General features: G+C 70.4%; 17 protein-coding genes. 9 read left to right on the top strand and 8 right to left on the bottom strand.

From position 1 onward, the window contains the following. Positions 1 to 216 precede the first annotated feature (216 nt). From OH735_RS16630 to OH735_RS16620, 3 genes are all read right to left on the bottom strand, one after another. Positions 217 to 1,422, bottom strand: a complete 1,206-nt coding sequence (locus tag OH735_RS16630; protein ID WP_406382328.1) for a cytochrome P450 — start codon at positions 1,420 to 1,422, stop codon at positions 217 to 219. A 230-nt stretch (positions 1,423 to 1,652) separates the two neighbouring features. Further along, a complete protein-coding gene (locus OH735_RS16625; RefSeq protein ID WP_406382327.1) occupies positions 1,653 to 2,657 on the bottom strand; it encodes a DUF1259 domain-containing protein in 1,005 nt (334 codons plus the stop codon). Between the two features lie 157 nt (positions 2,658 to 2,814). Then, positions 2,815 to 3,471, bottom strand: coding sequence for a hypothetical protein (locus OH735_RS16620; RefSeq protein WP_406382326.1), 657 nt, complete (start codon positions 3,469 to 3,471; stop codon positions 2,815 to 2,817). Between the two features lie 156 nt (positions 3,472 to 3,627). Between OH735_RS16620 and OH735_RS16615 the strand changes: the two genes are divergently transcribed. Both OH735_RS16615 and OH735_RS16610 read left to right on the top strand, forming a co-directional pair. Further along, positions 3,628 to 4,854, top strand: a complete 1,227-nt coding sequence (locus OH735_RS16615; protein ID WP_406382325.1) for a DUF2786 domain-containing protein — start codon at positions 3,628 to 3,630, stop codon at positions 4,852 to 4,854. A 65-nt stretch (positions 4,855 to 4,919) separates the two neighbouring features. Then, positions 4,920 to 7,088, top strand: a complete 2,169-nt coding sequence (locus OH735_RS16610) for an FUSC family protein (protein WP_406382323.1) — start codon at positions 4,920 to 4,922, stop codon at positions 7,086 to 7,088. Between the two features lie 97 nt (positions 7,089 to 7,185). Here the strand turns inward: OH735_RS16610 and OH735_RS16605 are convergent, their stop codons facing one another. Continuing rightward, positions 7,186 to 7,674, bottom strand: coding sequence for a hypothetical protein (locus OH735_RS16605; RefSeq protein ID WP_406382322.1), 489 nt, complete (start codon positions 7,672 to 7,674; stop codon positions 7,186 to 7,188). Between the two features lie 276 nt (positions 7,675 to 7,950). On the opposite strand from OH735_RS16605, the gene OH735_RS16600 reads away from it, so the two are divergent. Further along, complete coding sequence (locus OH735_RS16600; RefSeq protein ID WP_266746995.1) at positions 7,951 to 8,193, top strand: DUF397 domain-containing protein; 243 nt, start codon at positions 7,951 to 7,953, stop codon at positions 8,191 to 8,193. Between the two features lie 71 nt (positions 8,194 to 8,264). On the opposite strand, the gene OH735_RS16595 is transcribed toward OH735_RS16600, so the two are convergent. Continuing rightward, the gene (locus tag OH735_RS16595; RefSeq protein ID WP_406382320.1) at positions 8,265 to 8,765 is read right to left on the bottom strand and encodes an ATP-binding protein; all 501 of its coding nucleotides are present in this window, start codon (positions 8,763 to 8,765) and stop codon (positions 8,265 to 8,267) included. Positions 8,766 to 9,090: 325 nt separating this feature from the next. Here OH735_RS16595 and OH735_RS16590 point away from each other — a divergent pair, with 325 nt between their 5' ends. The 6 genes from OH735_RS16590 to OH735_RS16565 all read left to right on the top strand — a co-directional run bounded on the left by OH735_RS16590 (position 9,091) and on the right by OH735_RS16565 (position 14,627). Further along, positions 9,091 to 9,972 carry a helix-turn-helix domain-containing protein gene (locus OH735_RS16590; RefSeq protein WP_406386595.1) on the top strand — a complete coding sequence of 294 codons (882 nt, stop codon included), beginning with the start codon at positions 9,091 to 9,093 and terminating at the stop codon, positions 9,970 to 9,972. A gap of 54 nt (positions 9,973 to 10,026) precedes the next feature. Then, the gene (locus tag OH735_RS16585; protein ID WP_406382319.1) at positions 10,027 to 11,484 is read left to right on the top strand and encodes an aldehyde dehydrogenase family protein; all 1,458 of its coding nucleotides are present in this window, start codon (positions 10,027 to 10,029) and stop codon (positions 11,482 to 11,484) included. A 123-nt stretch (positions 11,485 to 11,607) separates the two neighbouring features. After that, positions 11,608 to 12,159 (top strand): DinB family protein, encoded by a 552-nt coding sequence (locus tag OH735_RS16580; protein WP_406382318.1) that lies wholly within the window; start codon positions 11,608 to 11,610, stop codon positions 12,157 to 12,159. Positions 12,160 to 12,177: 18 nt separating this feature from the next. After that, the gene (locus OH735_RS16575; protein ID WP_406382316.1) at positions 12,178 to 12,819 is read left to right on the top strand and encodes a PadR family transcriptional regulator; all 642 of its coding nucleotides are present in this window, start codon (positions 12,178 to 12,180) and stop codon (positions 12,817 to 12,819) included. A gap of 78 nt (positions 12,820 to 12,897) precedes the next feature. Next, positions 12,898 to 13,845 carry an ATP-binding cassette domain-containing protein gene (locus OH735_RS16570; protein WP_406386593.1) on the top strand — a complete coding sequence of 316 codons (948 nt, stop codon included), beginning with the start codon at positions 12,898 to 12,900 and terminating at the stop codon, positions 13,843 to 13,845. Next, a complete protein-coding gene (locus tag OH735_RS16565; protein WP_406382315.1) occupies positions 13,842 to 14,627 on the top strand; it encodes an ABC transporter permease in 786 nt (261 codons plus the stop codon). The genes OH735_RS16570 and OH735_RS16565 overlap by 4 nt, the downstream gene beginning before the upstream one ends. A 15-nt stretch (positions 14,628 to 14,642) precedes the next feature. On the opposite strand, the gene OH735_RS16560 is transcribed toward OH735_RS16565, so the two are convergent. From OH735_RS16560 to OH735_RS16550, 3 genes are all read right to left on the bottom strand, one after another. Beyond that, positions 14,643 to 16,067 carry a glutamate decarboxylase gene (locus OH735_RS16560; RefSeq protein WP_406382314.1) on the bottom strand — a complete coding sequence of 475 codons (1,425 nt, stop codon included), beginning with the start codon at positions 16,065 to 16,067 and terminating at the stop codon, positions 14,643 to 14,645. 71 nt (positions 16,068 to 16,138) lie between these two features. After that, on the bottom strand, positions 16,139 to 16,762 hold the full coding sequence (wrbA, locus tag OH735_RS16555; protein ID WP_406386592.1) for an NAD(P)H:quinone oxidoreductase: 624 nt from the start codon (positions 16,760 to 16,762) through the stop codon (positions 16,139 to 16,141). Between the two features lie 200 nt (positions 16,763 to 16,962). Next, complete coding sequence (locus OH735_RS16550; RefSeq protein WP_406382313.1) at positions 16,963 to 18,249, bottom strand: ion channel protein; 1,287 nt, start codon at positions 18,247 to 18,249, stop codon at positions 16,963 to 16,965. Positions 18,250 to 18,317 lie beyond the last annotated feature (68 nt).

The following is an 18,317-nucleotide window of genomic DNA, read 5'->3' as shown; positions in this document are numbered from 1 at the left end:
CCGGCGCGACGACGTACAAGAGGGGTGCAAGAAGGGGGCAACAGAGGTGCAACAGGGGCGCAAGAGGAGTGTAAAAGGATCACAAAAGGAGCGCAAAAGGGCGCCCGGCGCCCGGAACGGATCCGGGTTGCCGGGCGCCCTGCTGCGACGCATCATCGATGATGGCGACGGACCGTACGGACCGTACGGTCCCGCGCGGACCATCGGTGCGTCCTGTCACCAGGTGACGGGCAGTTCGAGGGGATAGCGCCAGATCGACGTCTTGTTCCACCGCACTTTCTCGGCCGGCGTCGCCAGCTTCAGGGCGGGGAAGCGCTTCAGCAGGGTTCCGATGGCGACCTGGAGCTCCGTGGCGGCGAGCGGGGCGCCGAGACAGTGGTGGCCGCCCCAGCCGAAGGTCATGTGGGACGGTCCCTCGCGCTCCAGATCCAGCTCGTCGGGCCGGTCGAACTTCCGGCCGTCACGGTTGGCCGTCAGATAGGAGACGTGCACGATGTCCCCTTTCCGGATCAGCACCCCGCTCAGCTCCACGTCCTCCAGGGCGACCCGGGGGATGCCGACACCCTTGCGGAACGGGATGAAGCGCAGCAGCTCCTCCATGGCCTGCGGGAGCTTGTCGGGGCGGTCGCGCAGCATGGCGAGCTCGTCCGGCCTGGTGAGCAGCGTGTAGGCGATGTTGCCGATCTCGTAGGTGGTGGTGTCCTGGCCGGTGATGAGCAGGACCATGGCCATCACGGTCAGTTCCTGGTCGCCCAGGATCTCGTCCCCGTCGCGCGCCGTGGCCAGTGCGCTGATCAGGTCGTCGCCCGGGTTCGCGCGCCGCTCGGCCGTCAACTTCTGGAAGTAGGCGCGGAGATCGGCCTTGGCGCGTACCGCGGCGTCCTTGTTCTCGACGGTGGTGTTCATCATGGTCCGGGCGTGGGCGCGCAGTTGTGCGCGGTCGGCCTCGGGAATGTCGAGGACCTCGCAGATGGTGGTCAGGGGCAGCGGTGCCGCCAGGTGCTCGAAGAGGTCGGCGGGGGCGCCGTGCTCCTCCATGCGGTCCAGCAGCTCGTCCACGACATGCTGGGTACGCACCTTCATGCGCTCCATGTGACGGGGCGCGAACCCCTTGGAGATCAGGCTGCGCAGCCGGCTGCTGCCCGGCGGGTCCATCACGTTGATCGCTTCGTCCTGAACGATCGGCTCAGGGGTCATGCGCGGGAAGTTCCGGCCGATGACGGCGCTCCGGCTGAAGCGGCGGTCGGTGGTCACCGTGCGCACGTCGTCGTAGCCGGTGACGAGCCACGCCTCGCCGTCGCCGTGCGGCAGCCGGATGCGGGAGACGGGTTCTTCGGTCATCAAGTGCCTGAGCACCGGGTCGAATTCGAGGGCCTCGGCATAGTCGAACGGGCAATGCCGTGCGGCGGCGACCGGTTCCATACGGAGCTCCAGAGGGGGATCTGACGGGCGGTTCGAGGAAGGTGCGGGCTGGACGGGACATGGGTGCCCGGTCATCCGCACGGGCACGCGCCACTTCGGGCTGATTGGTCCATATGCAGAACGGAATCGGCGGCCGGGGTCGCTGGACCGGCGCAAATCGGTCCGGCGACCCCGTACGGCGGGTTCGGCGCGTTCGGCGTGAGGTCGGTGGTCGGTGTGAGCGGCCGGTCTCAGCCGGACGGTACGACGTCGGTGGCGTCCACCGCGGGACGCAGCGCGCGGGCGAGCTCGACGCCGTCGCCCACGGCCCAGAAGTGGGTGAAGAACAGTCGGGGGTCCTCCGCGAGGTGGTGGTTGTGCAGCTCGACGAGCTTGATCCCGCCGCGCCGCAATGCCTTCAGTACGTTCTGGATCTCACCGGCGAGCATGGCGCAGTCACCGCTGAGCGCGGCCCGGCCGCCGCCCAGCGGCTGGAAGTTGAACGCGCTGGTCGATCCCAGGCCGGGGGGCAGGATCAGATGCCCGTCCGCGATGGTCTCGCGGCGGACGAAGATGACCTTGTACAGCCCGTCCTCGGTGGAGCCCTTCGCGCCGAGCGCCGCCTCCATTCCGGGGATGTCCAGGTCGACCGGGACCGGCGGGCCTGGTGGCCGGGCGGGCGGGGTCCCGGTGCGGTCGAATCCGGCGCGCAGGCCGCGGGCCAGGGCCACCGCGTCGTGGCCGTGGGCGTGGACGTGGGTCCACCAGATGTCGGGGATCTGGCCGAGCAGGTGCTTGTGCAGCGCGGTCTGCTCGATTCCGTGCGCCTGCCAGGCGTCGGTCACCTGCTGCAACTCGCGTTCGGTGACCACCACGTCGCCCATCAGCATCGTGCTGCCGTCGGCGTAACGGACGAAGGCCACGTGCGTGCCCAGCGCGAGCCCCGGTGTGACGAGGACGCCGTCGGACACCACGTGGAGGTCCCGCCGGGGGAAGCCCGTGTGGTACGTCGTTCCGCGCAGCATGTTGCCGGTGCGGCCCAGCTCCTGCGCCACGGCCGCCCAGTCCGCCAGGCCGGTCGGCACCGGCTTGATCCGCCTGCGGTGCCCCGGTCCGGGCATTCCGGCGGTCCGGGCGGCCGCGGTGGTCGGTCCCGCGGCCGTCAGTGCCGGTGCGAGTGCGGCCGCCGCCAGTACGCGCCGCCGCGATGTGATCGCCGGTGCGTGTGTGTCCTGCTGCCGGTCTCCAGTCATCATTTGATCGCCTCCATGGCGAGATAAAACCATGTGAAACCTGGATAAAAGGATGAAAGCGGATACACCGTCAGCGGGTAGGTCTGGATGGACCAATCACGTGTCGGACCGGTTCCGTACGGCCCGGCCGGGCCTCTCGCTCGCCACTCGACGCCGGGGTTCAGCGCACCGGCGTCGAGCGGCACCGCGCCGCTCCCGGCAGTAGTGCCGCCCCCGCCGTGCCCAGCAGGGCGTTCACGGTGACCAGCCCCTCGGTGTCCCGCGCCGCCGCCGGGTCGGCGCGGCGGCGGTCGTTACCGGTGAGGACCAGGGCGCGGTCGCCGACGACGCGGCGCACCTCGTCGGCGGGCGCGTCCACACCCACGGCGTCCGGGCCGCCCCGCGCGCTGTTCCCGTCGTCCCGCGTCACCGGGCCGAGCGCCCGGAGGTCGCGCAGGAGTTCGATATCCACAGGGTGTGGATGGGCGAGTCTGCGGCCGACCCGGTCCGTGGACGGCCCGCGCCGCACCTCCACGGTCAGCGAGTCCTCGCCCATCACCACCACCGGCGCCCCGGCGAACCGCTGCGGTGCCCGCTCCGGAGCGCCGAGGGTCGAGGCGAGGCCGAGCCCCATGACCGCGATCAGCCCCACGCCGAGCGCGAGCGCGACGAACGTGCCGATGAGGGTGGTCCAGCGGGTGCGCAGGGCGGCCAGGGCGACGGTCAGGCGCGGCGTACGGAGCGAAGCCGTACGGCGTCGGCGGCGCTCGCGGCCCCAGCGGGCTCGGAGAACACGACCGACGCGGCCGAAGCGCCGGACGCGGCAGAGGGGGCGCACGCGGCAGAGGCGGCAGACGCGTGCGGGGAAGTCATGTCCTCGAAAGTCATGTCTTCGATCGAACCGTTTTCGCGCCCCACGCTCACGACCACCCGGCCCCGTACTCGGGGTGGGGCCAGCCCTACCCCGGCACACCGTCCTGCCTACCCTGACCTCATGGAACCGGTGATCGACCAGGCATTCGCGGCAGCCCTCTACTCGGACGGCGACGCCGGTCTCGACGCCGGAGCCTCCCTCCTGGCCGCCGACCCGACGGCCGACGCGGAACTCGTCCGGCGCGGCGAGGAGTTCGTCCGCCGGGCCTGGGCGCGCGGCTGGCAGCCCGCCGATGTCGTACGCATCGTCCGCCGCGACCTCGACGAGACCGCGGCCGGCCTCGTCGCCGGGCTGATCGCCTCGGAGACCGGGCGGTACGCGTCGCTGCCGCCCCGCTGGCGGTCTCAGCTCGACGGGCTCCCCGCCGCGCCGCCCCGGAACCGGCCGGACCGCTTCTCCTATGCCTCCGCCCTCCTCGGCCTGTACCGGCTGCTGCTCCGGCTCCCCGCCATCGAACCGGTCGGTCCGCCGCCCGGCACCTCCCCGCACGGACTCCACCTGGCGCCCGCGCACGACGAACCCCGCATGCTCACCAGGATCCGCGCCCTGCTCGCCAAGGCGGAGGCGACCGGTTTCCCGGAAGAGGCGGAGGCCCTCACCACCAAGGCGCAGGAGCTGATGGCCCGGCACTCCATCGACGAGGCCCTGCTCGCCGCCCGTACCCACAGCAAGGAGGCGCCGGGCGCGTGCCGGATCGGGGTCGATGCCCCGTACGAGACGGCGAAGGCGATCCTGCTCGATGCGGTCGCCGCCGCGAACCGCTGCCGTGCGGTGTGGAACAGCGACCTCGGCTTCTCCACGGTGGTCGGCTTCGAGCCGGACCTGGAGGCCGCGGAGCTGCTGTACACCTCCCTGCTGATCCAGGGCACGGCGGCGATGACGAAGGCGGAGGCGGGCCAGCGCGCCGGCGGACGCAAGCGGACCAAGACGTTCCGGCAGTCCTTCCTGATGGCGTACGCCCAGCGCCTGGGCAGCCGGCTCGCCGCCGACACCGCCCGTGTCACCGCCGCCGCCGAAGCGGGGACGGAATCCGTGGCCGGGATCGAATCCGGGATCGAATCCGGCGCCGAATCCGGGGGATCCGCCATCCCGCATCTGCTCCCGGTCCTCGCCGCCCGCGACCTGGCCGTCACGGACGCCGCCGAACGGATGTTCCCCGAGACCGCGACCACACGCGTCCGGGGCGCCACCGACCTCGACGGCTGGACCCATGGAACGGCCGCCGCGGACCGGGCGAGGACGGGTGGCCTGGGGCCGGGGATCCCCGGCAGGCGCGGGCAACGGTAGAAACGTCGAAAGCCCTGAAACTCCCGCAACTCGGGCTTATCGGTGATTCCGGCTAGGCTCTGGGCATGAGCTGGCTCCGGGCGCTGAAGGAGACGGCCCGCTCGGGGCTGAGGATCGAGCGACGGCGTCTCGAACCGCTCATCGCCATCCGCGGTGCGGCCGGGCTCGCCCTCGTCATCGGGATCGGCCTCGCGTTCTTCGGGCCCGTCGTCGCCGCGAGTTCCGCGTTCGGCGCGTTCCAGGCGGCCATCGCCACGTTCCAGCGCAGTTGGCGCCCCCGGCCCGTCCTCGCCCTGGTCTCCGGGGCGAGTCTCGCCGTATCGACGTTCCTCGGCTATCTGACCGGCTCCCGCCTGCCGCTGTTCCTGGCCCTGCTGGTGATCTGGACGTTCCTCGCGGGCCTCGCCTGGGCGGCGGGGCCGACGGGCGGCATCATCGCGTCGTCCAACGTGGCGATCATGCTGGTGACGGTCACGCTGCCCACCTCCGTCGCGAACTCGGCCGTGCACGCCGCGATGATCCTGTTCGGCGGTGTGGTGCAGGCGGTGCTGATCGTGCTGTTCCCGGTACGGAGATGGGGCGCCCAGCGCGACGCCCTCGCCGACGCTCTGGCCGCGGAGGCGGACTACGCCCGGCGGCTGCGCCACGACCCGCTCGCCGCCTTCGACCCGGTGCCGCTGATGACGGCCCGCAGCGCGGCAGCGGTCACCCCGCGTCAGGCCCGGCGCCGGCCGCCCGAACTGCGTGGCTCGCGCGGTGTCGCCGAGCGGATCAGGCCGGTGCTCGCCTCGCTCGCGGACCCGGCGATGGGTGTTTTGTCCGAAGGGCCGGAGCGGGACCGGGTCCGCGAGCTGCTCGCGGCCGCCGGGTCCGTGCTCGACTCGGCGGCCCGCGCGATCCGCAACGGCGATCCGGTGAAGCTCTCCCCGGCCGCCGTCGCCGTGCTGCGGACCCCCGACACCGGCACCCTCCTCACCGGCCCGCCGCGCCGCGCCGCCGACCGGCTCGGCGCGCTGCTCTGCGACGTCATCGAGACGGCCGAGGGCGAGGGGACGAAGGAGGAACAGGCCAAGGCCGAGGCGGCGGAGGCCATCAAGACCACCGGGGAGGAGCCGCCCGCCGCCCCGCACCGCCGAAGGCCCACCCTCCCGCGGATGATCCCCGTCGTCATGAAGGCGATGCGCGCCGAACTGCGCCCCGGTTCACCGATCCTGCGGCACGCCGTCCGGGTCTCCGCCGTCGCCGCCGTCGGCTATCTCATCGGCACCGCGCTGCCGTTCGGCCACGGCTACTGGGCGCCGATGGCGGCGGTGATGGTGATGCGGCCGGAGTTCTCCAAGACGTACGCGCGTTCCGTGGCCCGCTTCGGCGGCACGATCGTCGGCGTCTCGCTCGCCACCGCGATCGTCCAGACCGCCCACCCCGGCGTGACCTCGTCCGCGATGATCTCCGTGCTCTGCGCCCTGCTGATGTTTCTGCTGATGCGCACCGGGTACGTGGTCGGCCAGGCGTGCGTCTCCGCGTACGTCGTCTTCCTGCTCGGCATGGCGGGCGACAACTGGTCGCAGACCGTGCTCGAACGCGTCGTCCTCACCCTCGTAGGCGGCCTCCTCGCGATGATCTCGTACGCCGCCTACCCGGCCTGGGAGACCCCGAGGCTTCCCGGCAGGCTCGGCGACTGGCTGAAGGCGGACGGGCGGTACGCCGCCACGGTCGTCGATCAGTACGCCGACCCGGCCGAGCGCGGCCGCGACGACGTCCGTGCCGCCCTGCTCTACACCCGCGAGGCTCGCGTCGCCTGGCAGGAGGCGCTGGCCACCGCCCAGTACGAACCGGTGCGCAACCGCGGCCTCTCCCGGACCGCGGCCGCCGACACCCAGCACGCCCTCGCGCAGTTCGGCCGGGCCGCGATGCTGCTGGAGGCCCACCTCCCGTGCGGCGGTGCCACCCCCGTACCGGCCGCCGCGCGCCTGGCCGAGGCGCTGCGCCGGGCCACCGAACAGGGCGCGAAGGAGGTGCGGCAGCGGCGCGTACCGGACTGGGCGGAGGTGCGCGAGGTGCTGGCGCAGTGGGACGCGCGGCAGCGGACGGACGCGGGGGAGGCGGCCCCGTTCGTACGGAACGGGGCCGGCCTCCTCCTCGAAGCCCTGGACGAGTTCTCCCGCGGGCTGGACGGCACGCCGAAACCAAAACCGAAACGGAAGCCGAACCCGCCCTCGGGCCGAGCGGCTTGAGGAACGAGCGGCTCGAGGTGCGAGCGGCTCGAGGTGCGAGCGGCTCGAGGTGCGAGTGCTCGAGGTTCGAGCGGAAGAAGGCGGCGCAGCCGTGCCGTCAGCGGGTCGGCAGGTCCGGGAGCCCTGACGGGAGTGCTCCCGGGGCGGTCTTGGCCAGGGTGTCCTTCGTCCCGCTGTCCCAGGACACGACGACGGTCTTGCCGTCGTTGGACTCGATGGCCCCCGTCGTGCGCCGGGTGTCACCGTCGGCGCACTTCAGCGTCAGCATCACCTTGCCGGTGTCCTGCACCGTGCCGGTGCAGGCCTGCTGCTCGGTGACGAGCACGGCCTTCCCGGATGCGACGGAAAGGATCACCGCCTTGCCGTCGGTCTTCCCGGCCCAACCGCCTTCCAGCGCCGCGGTGCCGGCCCCGGAATCGCCGCCCCCACCACTGCTGCCGCTGTCGCCGGGAGCCTGGCTGGACTTCGAGGCATCGGCACCCTTGCCCGAGTCACTCTTCTCGCTGTCACTGCTGCAGCCGGTCAGTGCGACGGCGGTGACGAGTCCGGCGACGGCCACGACGCCGGCACGTAGGACTTTGCGCATGTGGAATTCCCCCTTGTCGATGAAAGACCGCGCCAAGTTACCAGCGCGCGGTCCCGGGATGGAGGGCCCGACTCGGGGTGGACGCAGCCCGATGGAGCCGAACGGACAACCCGTACGTCCATCTCTGCGTCCAAAGCTGTAATCGCACAGCTGTAACCACGGGAACACCCCGCGTGCACGTGCATCAGCGCATGCATCTGCTCATGCAGGGATATTTGAACAGAGCTATGATCCGAGACAGTTGACACTTGCACCTTGCAACTCGGGGAGCGTCCTGTGCACCACGTGTACAACGGCATGGCGGCCACAGAGCTTCGCGGAGTCGTCTGGCAGAAGAGCAGACACAGCAACTCCCAAGGTTCCTGCGTGGAGTTCGCGAAACTGCCCGGCGGGGATGTGGCGATGCGGAATTCGCGCCACCCCGACGGGCCGGCCCTGGTCTATACGCCGGCCGAGATAGAGGCGTTGTTGCTCGGGGTGAAGGACGGGGAGTTCGACCACCTCATAGCAGGCGGCTGATCACAACCCACGGGTCGGCGACCGGCCGGCCCATCCCTCTCCGCCCGCCGCTCACCGTCGGGCCGCGCGGGTCACGCGTAGTCGGACAGCCGGAACAGCGCCCAGACCACTTTGCCGCGCGGTGCCGCCACGCCGTCCGGGCTCTCCGCCCCCATGGCGGGGGTGGGATGCCAGCCCCAGGAGTCGCTGAAGGACTCCACCAGGAAGAGGCCGCGGCCCGACTCCGCGGAGTCGGGAGCCTCGGAGGCGATGGGGCTCCTCCGGCTGGGGTCGCGCACGGCGCACACCAGGCGCGAGCTCCAGCGCATCAAGTGCAGCCGTACGGGCGGTATCTGAGGATCCGGCGCCATGTCGGAAGGCAGCGCGTGCCGCAGGGCGTTGGTGACGAGTTCGGAGACGACGAGCGCGACATCGTCGAAACGCTCGTCCAGACCCCAGCCGTTCAGCGTCGTCCTGGTGAACCGCCTTGCCCCGCCAACGGCTTCGTACTGGGCGGGCAGCGTGCAGGTCGCCGATCCGGAGACGGCCGAGGGATCGATGGGGGGAAGCCCCTGCCGTAACGGCTCGAGCATCGTCGATCCATTCGTCCCCATGCGAGGCACTCCCGGGATTCGCGGCTGTATCGGCACTACGGGTACAGCGGCACAACACGAACGAGCACGCAGGTGCGCGAGGACCATGGTTCCGAATGCGCAGGGCAGATGCAAGGGCAGATGCACGTGCACGCGCCGGACCTGTCCGAACCCGTGCCGGTTCTTGGTCATTTCTTCCTGCGGGTATTTTTGTAGCTTTACGGGAGTCTTCTCATTTCCGTAATCGAATGAGTACGGGCTGAAGCGTTTTGATGGCAGAATCCGGCACTTGGGGTTCAGGGGGAGCCCCGGTGTCCAGGAAGCGATGGGGAGGACCGGACCAGTGGCGGCAGGCGAGTCGAGTGGATCTGTGGTGCGGCGCATCCTGCTGGGCTCGCAGCTCAGGCGGCTGCGCGACTCACGTGGCATCACCCGTGAGGCGGCCGGCTACTCCATCCGGGCTTCCGAATCGAAGATCAGCCGCATGGAGTTGGGACGGGTGAGCTTCAAGGCCAGGGACGTCGAGGACCTGCTCACGCTCTACGGTGTCACGGACGAAGCGGAGCGCGACGCCCTGCTCGGCCTCGCCCGCGAGGCCAATGTGGCGGGCTGGTGGCACAGTTACGGAGACGTACTGCCCGGCTGGTTCCAGACGTACATCGGTCTGGAGGGTGCGGCGTCACTCATCCGTGTATATGAAGTCCAGTTCGTACACGGCCTGTTGCAGACCGAGTCCTACGCGCACGCGGTCGTCACCCGGGGCATGGGCGACGCGCCCGCCGCCGAGATCGACCGCCGCGTGGCGCTGCGGCTGGAGCGGCAGAAGGCCCTCGTCTCCGAACGCGCACCCCAATTCCACGCCGTACTGGACGAGGCGGCGCTGCGCCGGCCGTACGGCGACCGTGACGTCATGCGCGGGCAACTGCGGCACCTGATCGAGATGTCCGAGCAGCCCAACATCACTCTTCAAGTGATGCCCTTCAGTTTCGGCGGGCATGCCGGTGAGAGCGGTTCTTTTACGATGCTCCGATTCCCGGAATCCGATCTGTCGGACATTGTCTATTTGGAACAGCTGACAAGTGCGCTCTATCTGGACAAGGCCGAAGAAGTCGCTCAGTACGAAAAGGCCATGAGGCGACTTCACGAGGACAGTCCTGGTCCGGAGGAGAGTCGCGATCTGCTCCGCGGTCTGCTCCAACTGACGTGATTTATCAGTACGATGACGGTTCGACGGGAGTCTGCACCTGAGTTAAGGGATCGCATGTCCTTCTTCTACGAGCTGGCCGACCAGTACATCGACGGTGAGTGGCGGACCGGAACCGGCTCGTGGGACATCATCGATTTCAATCCCTACAACGGAGAGAAACTCGCCGCGATCACCATCGCGACCGCGCAGGAGGTCGACCTCGCCTACCACGCCGCGGAACGCGCCCAGCAATCCTGGGCTGCCACCGGCCCGTACGAACGCCGCGGCGTTCTGGAACGTGCCCTGCGCATCATCGAGGAACTGCACGACGGCATCGTCGAGGCGATCGTCGACGAACTGGGTGGCACCCGCCTCAAGGCGGAGTACGAGGTCCGGGTCGCCAAGGAGTTCCTGCGCGACGCGATCAATTGGGCGCTGCGCCCCGCGGGCCGCGTCCTGCCCTCCGCGGTGGACGGCAAGGAGAACCGTGTCTACCGGCAGCCCGTCGGCGTCATAGGGGTGATCAGCCCCTTCAACTTCCCCTTCCTGGTGACGATGAAGTCCGTCGCGCCGGCCCTCGCGCTCGGCAACGCGGTCGTCATCAAGCCCAATCAGAACGCCCCGGTCGTCGGCGGCGGGCTGATCGCCAAGATCTTCGAGGACGCCGGGCTGCCCGCGGGACTCCTCAACATCGTGATCACCGACGTCGCCGAAATAGGGGACGCGTTCATCGAACACCCCGTACCCAAGGTGATCTCCTTCGCGGGCACGGACCGGGTCGGCCGCCACGTCGGTGCGACGGCGGCCGGGCACTTCAAGCGGACGGTCCTCGAACTCAGTGGCAACAGCGCCCTGGTGGTGCTGGAGGACGCGGACATCGACTACGCGGTCGACTCGGCCGTCTTCAGCCGCTTCGTGTACCAGGGGCAGGTCGGCATGGCCGCCAACCGCATCCTGGTGGACCGCCGGGTGGAACGGGAGTTCACCGAGAAGTTCACCGCCAGGGTGGCCGCGCTGAGGACCGGCGACCCGCGCGACCCGGAGACCCAGATCGGCCCGGTCATCAACACCTTCCAGGCCGACGCCCTGACCGCCCTGGTCGACCAGGCGCTCGCCGAGGGGGCCACCGCGCTCGTACGGGGCCGGACCCGCGGCAACCTCGTGGAGCCGACCGTGCTCACCGGGCTCCCCGAGGACTCCCCGCTGCTGTCCCAGGAGATATTCGGCCCGGTGGCGCTGCTGGTGCCGTTCGACGGCGAGGACGAAGCCGTACGGATCGCCAACGACACTCCGTACGGGCTGAGCGGCGCCGTGCACACCCGAGGCGCCGAACGCGGGGTGCGGTTCGCGCGGCGCGTCGTCAGCGGGATGTTCCACGTCAACGACTCCACCGTCCAGGACGATCCGCTGGTGGCCTTCGGCGGCGAGAAGTCCTCCGGGATCGGCCGGCTGAACGGCGAGGCGACCGTGGACGCCTTCACCACCCAGAAGTGGATCTCCATCCAGCACGGCCGGAGCGCGTTCCCCTTCTGACAGCTCTGCTGCCGGGTCTTCTCTGCTGCTGGTCCTCCGGAATCGAGGACAGAAGCTGACCGCAAGGGTCCGTAGCTTGGTCGGTGTCAGGAAGAAACCGGCACAGCCACAAGGGCGGACACCATGGTCACTCACGTTCCCGCGGAAGCCACCGGCGACGAGCGCGGCGCGCTCCTCTCCTTCGTCGAGGCGCAGCGCGGCGCGATCCGGCGCTCACTGATCGGACTGACCGAGGAGCAGGCGGCGAGCCGGCCCAGCGCCAGCGAACTCTCCCTCTCCGGACTGCTCAAGCATGTCGCCGAGACCGAGCTGAACTGGCTGCGGATGGCCCAGCAGCGGCCGAACGAAGCCGCCCGCACCGAGGAGACCTGGGCGGAGAGCTTCCGGCTCGTCGGCGACGAGACCGTGGAGCAGATGCTGGAGTTCTGGGACGGCATCGCGGTCGAGGTCGAGAAGTTCATCCGCTCGGTGCCCAGCATGGACGACACCTTCCCGCTGCCGGAAGCGCCCTGGTTCCCGAAGGGCGAGCGGTGCTCGATGCGGTGGCTGCTGGTCCACCTCGTCGAGGAGATCGCGCGGCACGCCGGGCACGCCGACATCATCCGGGAGTCCCTGGACGGCCGCACCGCGTTCGAGCTGATCGCCGACGCGGCCCGCTACGCTGATCAAAGTTGAATAGAAAGGGTGCGTGACATGTCCGCGATCCGGCTGCTGGTCCTCTGCGCCGTGCGCCAGCACGGCCGGGCGCACGGCTATCAGGTCCGCAACGACCTGGAGTACTGGGGCGCCCACGAGTGGTCCAATGCCAAGCCCGGGTCGATCTATCACGCGCTGAAACAGATGGCGAAGCAGGGGCTGCTGGTCGCCCACGAGACCGCTCCGAGCGCGGCGGGCGGCCCGCCCCGTACCGAGTACGAGATCACCGCGCGCGGCAACGAGGAGTACCTCGCGCTGCTGCGCGCGGCGCTGACCTCGTACGACCAGAAGCTGGACGTGCTGTCCGCGGGCCTCGGCGGCATCGTCGACCTGGAGCGGGCCGAGGTGATCGCGCTGCTCAAGGAGCGGGTGGCCGGTCTGGCGGCCTGGCGGGCCTCGGTCACCGGCTACTACACGCCGGAGGCCGGGCCCGAATCGCTCGGCCACATCGGCGAGATCATGAACATGTGGGTCCATTCGGCGGACGCCGGGGCGGATTGGACGCGCGGGCTGATCGCCCGCATCGAGGGCGGGGCGTACACCTTCGCGGGGGAGGGTGAACCCTTCGTCGGCGTGCTCGCCGAGGGGCAGGAGAACCCGTACGCGACGGGTGTCCCGGATCCCGGCGACGACGAGTAATCAAGTTTGACGAATAGGGACGGTGGGGTTACCTTCGAGCCTGCTAGTCAAGTTTGACTACGGGAGGGTGTGGCGATTTTGACCGACGCGATCGTTGTCGAAGGTGTGCACAAGCGGTACGGGGAGAAGCGCGCCCTGGACGGTCTGGACCTCAGGGTCGCCCGCGCCACCGTCCATGCCGTGCTCGGCCCGAACGGTGCGGGCAAGACCACGGCCGTACGCATCCTGTCGACGCTGCTGCGGCACGACGAGGGACGAGCCGAGGTGGCGGGTTTCGACGTACGGGACCGGGCCGGCGAGGTCCGGCGCCGCATCGGGCTGCTCGGGCAGCACGCGGCGGTCGACGAGGAGCTCGGCGGCCGGCAGAACCTGGAGATGTTCGGCCGGCTGTACCACCTGGGCGCACGCCGGGCGGGTGTCCGGGCGGACGAACTGCTGGCCCGCTTCGGGCTCGCGGACACCGGCCGGAAACCGGTCAAGCAGTACAGCGGCGGCATGCGGCGACGGCTCGACCTGGCCGCCTCGCTGATCACCGACCCGGAGGTGCTCTTCCTGGACGAGCCCACCACCGGACTCGACCCGCGCGGCCGGGCCGAGGTGTGGGCGGCGGTGCGGTCACTGGTGGGCGGCGGCACGACCGTCCTGCTGACCACGCAGTATCTGGAGGAGGCCGATCAGCTCGCGGACCGGATCTCGGTGATCGACGCGGGACGGGTGGCCGCCGAGGGGACGCCCGACGCGCTGAAGGCGATGGTGGCCGGGGACCGCATCGATGTCGTCGTCCGGGACGGGGCCCGACTGGCGGCGGCGGCACGGCTGCTGGGCGACGACGTGGTGGTCGACACGGACCGGCGGCTGATCGGGGCACCGGCCCCGGACCGGATGGCGGCCCTGACCCGGACCGTACGGGCGCTGGAGGAGGCGGGCATCGAGGCGGAGGACATCGCGGTGCGGCGCCCGACGCTGGACGAGGTCTTCCTCGCGCTGACCGACCGGAAGCCCGAGCCCGCGGAGGTGCCGGCATGAGCGCGATGAGCTGGGCGGTTTCCGACTCCTGGACGATGACCCGGCGCGAACTGGCGCACTGGGCGCGGCAGCCGGTGCGGATCGTCGTCGGCCTGGTCTTCCCCGTGATGCTGCTGCTGATGTTCAACTACCTGGTCGGCGGCGGACAGGGCGTCGACGGCGACAACACCGAGTTCCTGGTGCCCGGCATGCTCGCGCTCACCATGGCCTTCGGCCTGGAGTCGACCATGCTCGCGGTCACCCAGGACCTCGACAAGGGCGTCATCGACCGGTTCCGCGCCATGCCGATGGTCTCCGGTTCGGTGCTGGTCGGCCGGAGTGCCGCGGACATGCTCCAGTCGGCGGCCGCACTCGCCGTGCTGACCGGCGTCGGCTACGCGGTCGGCTGGCGCTGGCACCATGGGCCGGCCGCGGCGCTGGGGGCGGTGGGGCTTCTGCTGCTGTTGCGGTTCGCGATGCTGTGGATCGGCATCCACCTGGCGCTGGTGGCCGGGAAGCCGGAGCTGGTGCAGGCGGTGCAGATCCTGGTCTGGCCGGTCGGCTTCCTCTCCAACGTCTTCGCCACCCCCGAGTCGATGCCGGGGTGGCTGGGTGCGGTCGTCGAATGGAACCCGATGTCGGCCACGGCCACGGCGGTACGCGGCCTGTTCGGCAACCCCGGCGCGGCCGGCGGCACCTGGGCGTCCGGCCATGCCGAACTGCTCGCGGTGGTCTGGCCGTTGGTGCTGCTCGCGGTGTTCTTCCCGCTGGCGGTACGGAGGTTCGCCCGGATCGGCCGCTGAGGTCTTCCCCGGCCCTCAGTGGTGGAAGGACGTCGCCGCCTGTTTGTCGTGGCTCAACGGGTGCGGCTGGCGGCGCAGGTCGGGCAGGATCAGCCGGAGGTCCTCCAGCAGCAGCTCGGCGAGGTCCGACGAGAAGCCGTTGCGGCACACCACCCGCAGCACCGACAGGTCCTGCCGGTTGGCGGGGAAGGTGTACGCGGGCACCAGCCAGCCCTGCTCGCGCAGCCGGCGGGACACGTCGAAGACGTCGTACGCCTCCACGTCCGGCGCGGTCGTGAGCGCGAAGACGGGCAACTGGTCGCCTTGGGTGAGGAGCTGGAAGTCGCCGAGCTTCCCGATCTGCTGCGCCAGTCCGGTCGCGACGTCCCGAGAGGCCTGCTGAACGGCCCGGTAGCCGTTCCGGCCCAGCCGCAGGAAGGTGTAGTACTGCGCCACCACCTGTGCGCCGGGCCGGGAGAAGTTCAGCGCGAAGGTCGGCATGTCGCCGCCCAGGTAGTTGACCCGGAAGACCAGCTCCTCGGGCAGCTCCGCGGTCGAGCGCCACAGCGCCCAGCCGACGCCCGGGTAGACCAGGCCGTACTTGTGCCCGGAGGTGTTGATCGAGGAGACCCGGGGCAGCCGGAAGTCCCACACCAGGTCCTCGTCCAGGAACGGCGCCACCATCGCACCGGACGCCCCGTCCACATGGACGGGGATGTCCAGGCCGGTGCGTTCCTGAAGGGCGTCCAGGGCCGCGCAGAGCTCCGCGATCGGCTCGTAGGAACCGTCGAAGGTGGAGCCCAGGATGCCGACGACGCCGATGGTGTTCTCGTCGCAGAGAGCGGCCGCGGCCTGCGGATCGAGATGGAAGCGGTCTCCCTCCATCGGGACCAGCCGCGGCTCGACCTCCCAGAAGTTGCAGAACTTGTCCCAGCAGACCTGCACGTTGATGCCCATGACCAGGTTCGGCCGGGCGGTCGCCGGGTAGCGGTCGGCGTTCCTGGCCGACCAACGGCGTTTCAGCGCCAGTCCGGCGAGCATGCAGGCCTCGCTGGAACCGGTCGTCGAACAGCCCACGACGGTCGAGGGGTCGGGGGCGTTCCACAGATCGGCGAGCATCGCCACGCACCGCCGTTCCAGCTCGGCGGTGCGTGGGTACTCGTCCTTGTCGATCATGTTCTTGTCGCGGCACTCGCCCATCAGCACCCCGGCCTGGGGCTCCATCCAGGTGGTGACGAAGGTGGCCAGGTTGAGCCGTGCGTTGCCGTCGAGCATCAGCTCGTCATGGACCAGGCCGTAGGCGATCGAGGGCGGCATCGGTCCGTCGGGAAGTCGGTGCCGGGGCGGCGCCGACTCCATTCCGGCGATCGGGTCGGCCTCTCCGTAGAACGGGTTGAGGGCGAGCCTGCGGCGCTTCTCGGACGGCTCCGTGCCGTGCGGCGAACCCTTGTGGAGAGGCATCGGTGAACAGCCTTTCTCGGTTCTCGGCGGTCTTTGGTGAACCGTCACGGTCCTGTGGACGTGCGGTGCGTTCAGCTCTCGGCGGCGAGGCCGTCCTTGATGGCCCGGGCGAACCTGACGACGCGTTCGGCCTGGACCCGGGCAGCGGTCAGGGTCTGCACACCGACCGGGATGTCGCCCTGACCGGCCACGTGCGAGGTGCCGTACGGATTGCCGTCGACGAACTTCGACGGGTCTGTGTAACCGGGGGCGACCAGGATGCCGCCGAAGTGGTGGACCGTGTGGTAGAGCGCGAGCAGCGTGGACTCCTGGCCGCCGTGCGCGGTGCTGGTGGAGGTGAAGCCGCTGTAGACCTTGTCGGCCAGACGGCCCGCCTGCCAGAGGCCGCCGAGGGTGTCGATGAACTGCTTGAGCTGGGAGGTGACATTGCCGAACCGGGTCGGCGTACCGAAGATCACGGCGTCCGCCCAGATCATGTCGTCGGGCGACGCCTCGGCGATGTCCGTGGTCGCCTTCGCGTTGGCGGCCCAGGCAGGGTTGGAGTCGATGGCCGCCTGCGGGGCGAGCTCGCGGGCCTTGCGCAGCCGTACCTCCGCACCGGCCTTCTCGGCATCCTGCGCGATGGCCCTGGCCATCGCGGCGACGGTGCCGGTCGACGAGTAGTAGATGACGGCTACGTTGACGGGCGTGGGCATGGCGGAAACCTCCGGCAGCGCCTTACGGGATGTATCCATGCGTATCCATACGGATGTGACGATACGGAAGAAGGGGGCGTCCGGCGCGTCGAGCGGCGGCGCAGGGTGACGGCTCGGGACACTGTCCGGGGCACGGCTCCGGGACGCTGTCCGGGCCACGGCTTCGGGACACTGCTCCGGGCCATGACTCCGGGACGGGCTCACCTCAGCGGCGTACCGTCCTCGCGCAGTTGCATCTGCGGCCGCCCGGTCACCAGCAGCCAGGCCGGCAGCGAGGCGACGCACAGGACCGGGAGCACGGCCGCGTCACCGACCAGCACCGCCGCGGTGAACAGGCTCAGCCAGCCCTGCCGGGTGATGGCCAGCAGAATTCCCAGCACCGCACAGGTCACCGCGAGCGCCACCGGCACTGACGGGACCAGGGCGTGGGCGCAGAGCCCCAGCGCGACCCCCACGAAGACGGCGGGGAAGATCCGGCCGCCCCGGAAGCCGCAGGTCGCCGCGATCAGCAGCGCGGCCGTCTTCACCACGGCCATGACCGCGAACTGCCCGGCCGACCAGCCGCTCGGATCGGCGGCGAGCTCCTTCACCTCGTCGAGCCCCTTGAACAGGGTGAGGTGACCGCCCAGCGCGCCCAGCAGACCCAGCAGCAGCCCGCCGAGGGTCAGTGCCAGGACCGGATGCCTCAGGGCCCGGAAGAACCGGTGCACGCACGGGAAGGCGTACACCGCCACCAGGCCCAGCACCGCGCCCGCCAGGGCGATGACGACCGAGGAGAGCAGGTCGCCCCAGTGCGGGTGGGTGTAGGCGGGCAGCGACAGGTCGAAGCTGGGCTGGGCCAGCAGCGTCATGGTGAGCGCACCGGCGGTGCCCGCCGCGAGCGGGCCGAAGAGCCGGTCCCAGAGCGCGCCCGGTCCGGCGCGGGAGGCGAGGGTCTCGGAGAGGATCAGCGCGGCGGCGACCGGGGTGCCGAACAGTGCGCCGATGGTGCCGGCCGCCGCTAGGGAGACCCACAGTTTCGCCGTTGTGCCCGGCGTGAACCGGCGGCCGAGCCAGTACGCCAGCGCGATGTTGGCGGCCGTGATCGGATTCTCCGGACCGAGGCTGACCCCGCTCGCCAGGGTGAGGGCCGTGACGAGCAGCAGCCCGGGAACCACGCCCGGCGCGAGCGGCGGGTCGACCAGTCCGGTGGTCGCCGGATCGGGACCGGCACGGCCGGGCACCACCCGGATGAGCAGCCCGATCACCAGCCCGCTCGCGGTGAGCATCACGATCATCCAGAGGCTGGAGTAGCGGCCGACGGAGAGCGCGTCGGGGAGCGTTTCCCAGAGGACGTCCTGCAGCTTCTCCGCGAGCAGGCTGATGCCCAGCAGGATGAGGGCCGATGCGATGCCGACGACCAGGGCGGGCACGATGACGGGCAGCAGCCGTTGCGCGGGGGTGGGCTCGGGAGCGGTTCCGGTCGGGGCCGGAGAATCTGTGGCCATCGGCTCACCCTATAGACGCAAAAGCCGCATAACCCCTCGAATGGCGCCGGAATGCGTGGCGTTTCGGG

It is taken from the genome of Streptomyces sp. NBC_01618, assembly GCF_045209435.1.
Taxonomy (GTDB): domain Bacteria; phylum Actinomycetota; class Actinomycetes; order Streptomycetales; family Streptomycetaceae; genus Streptomyces.
Note: the sequence above shows the minus strand (reverse complement) of the source record. Positions and strands in the feature narration are given on the sequence as shown.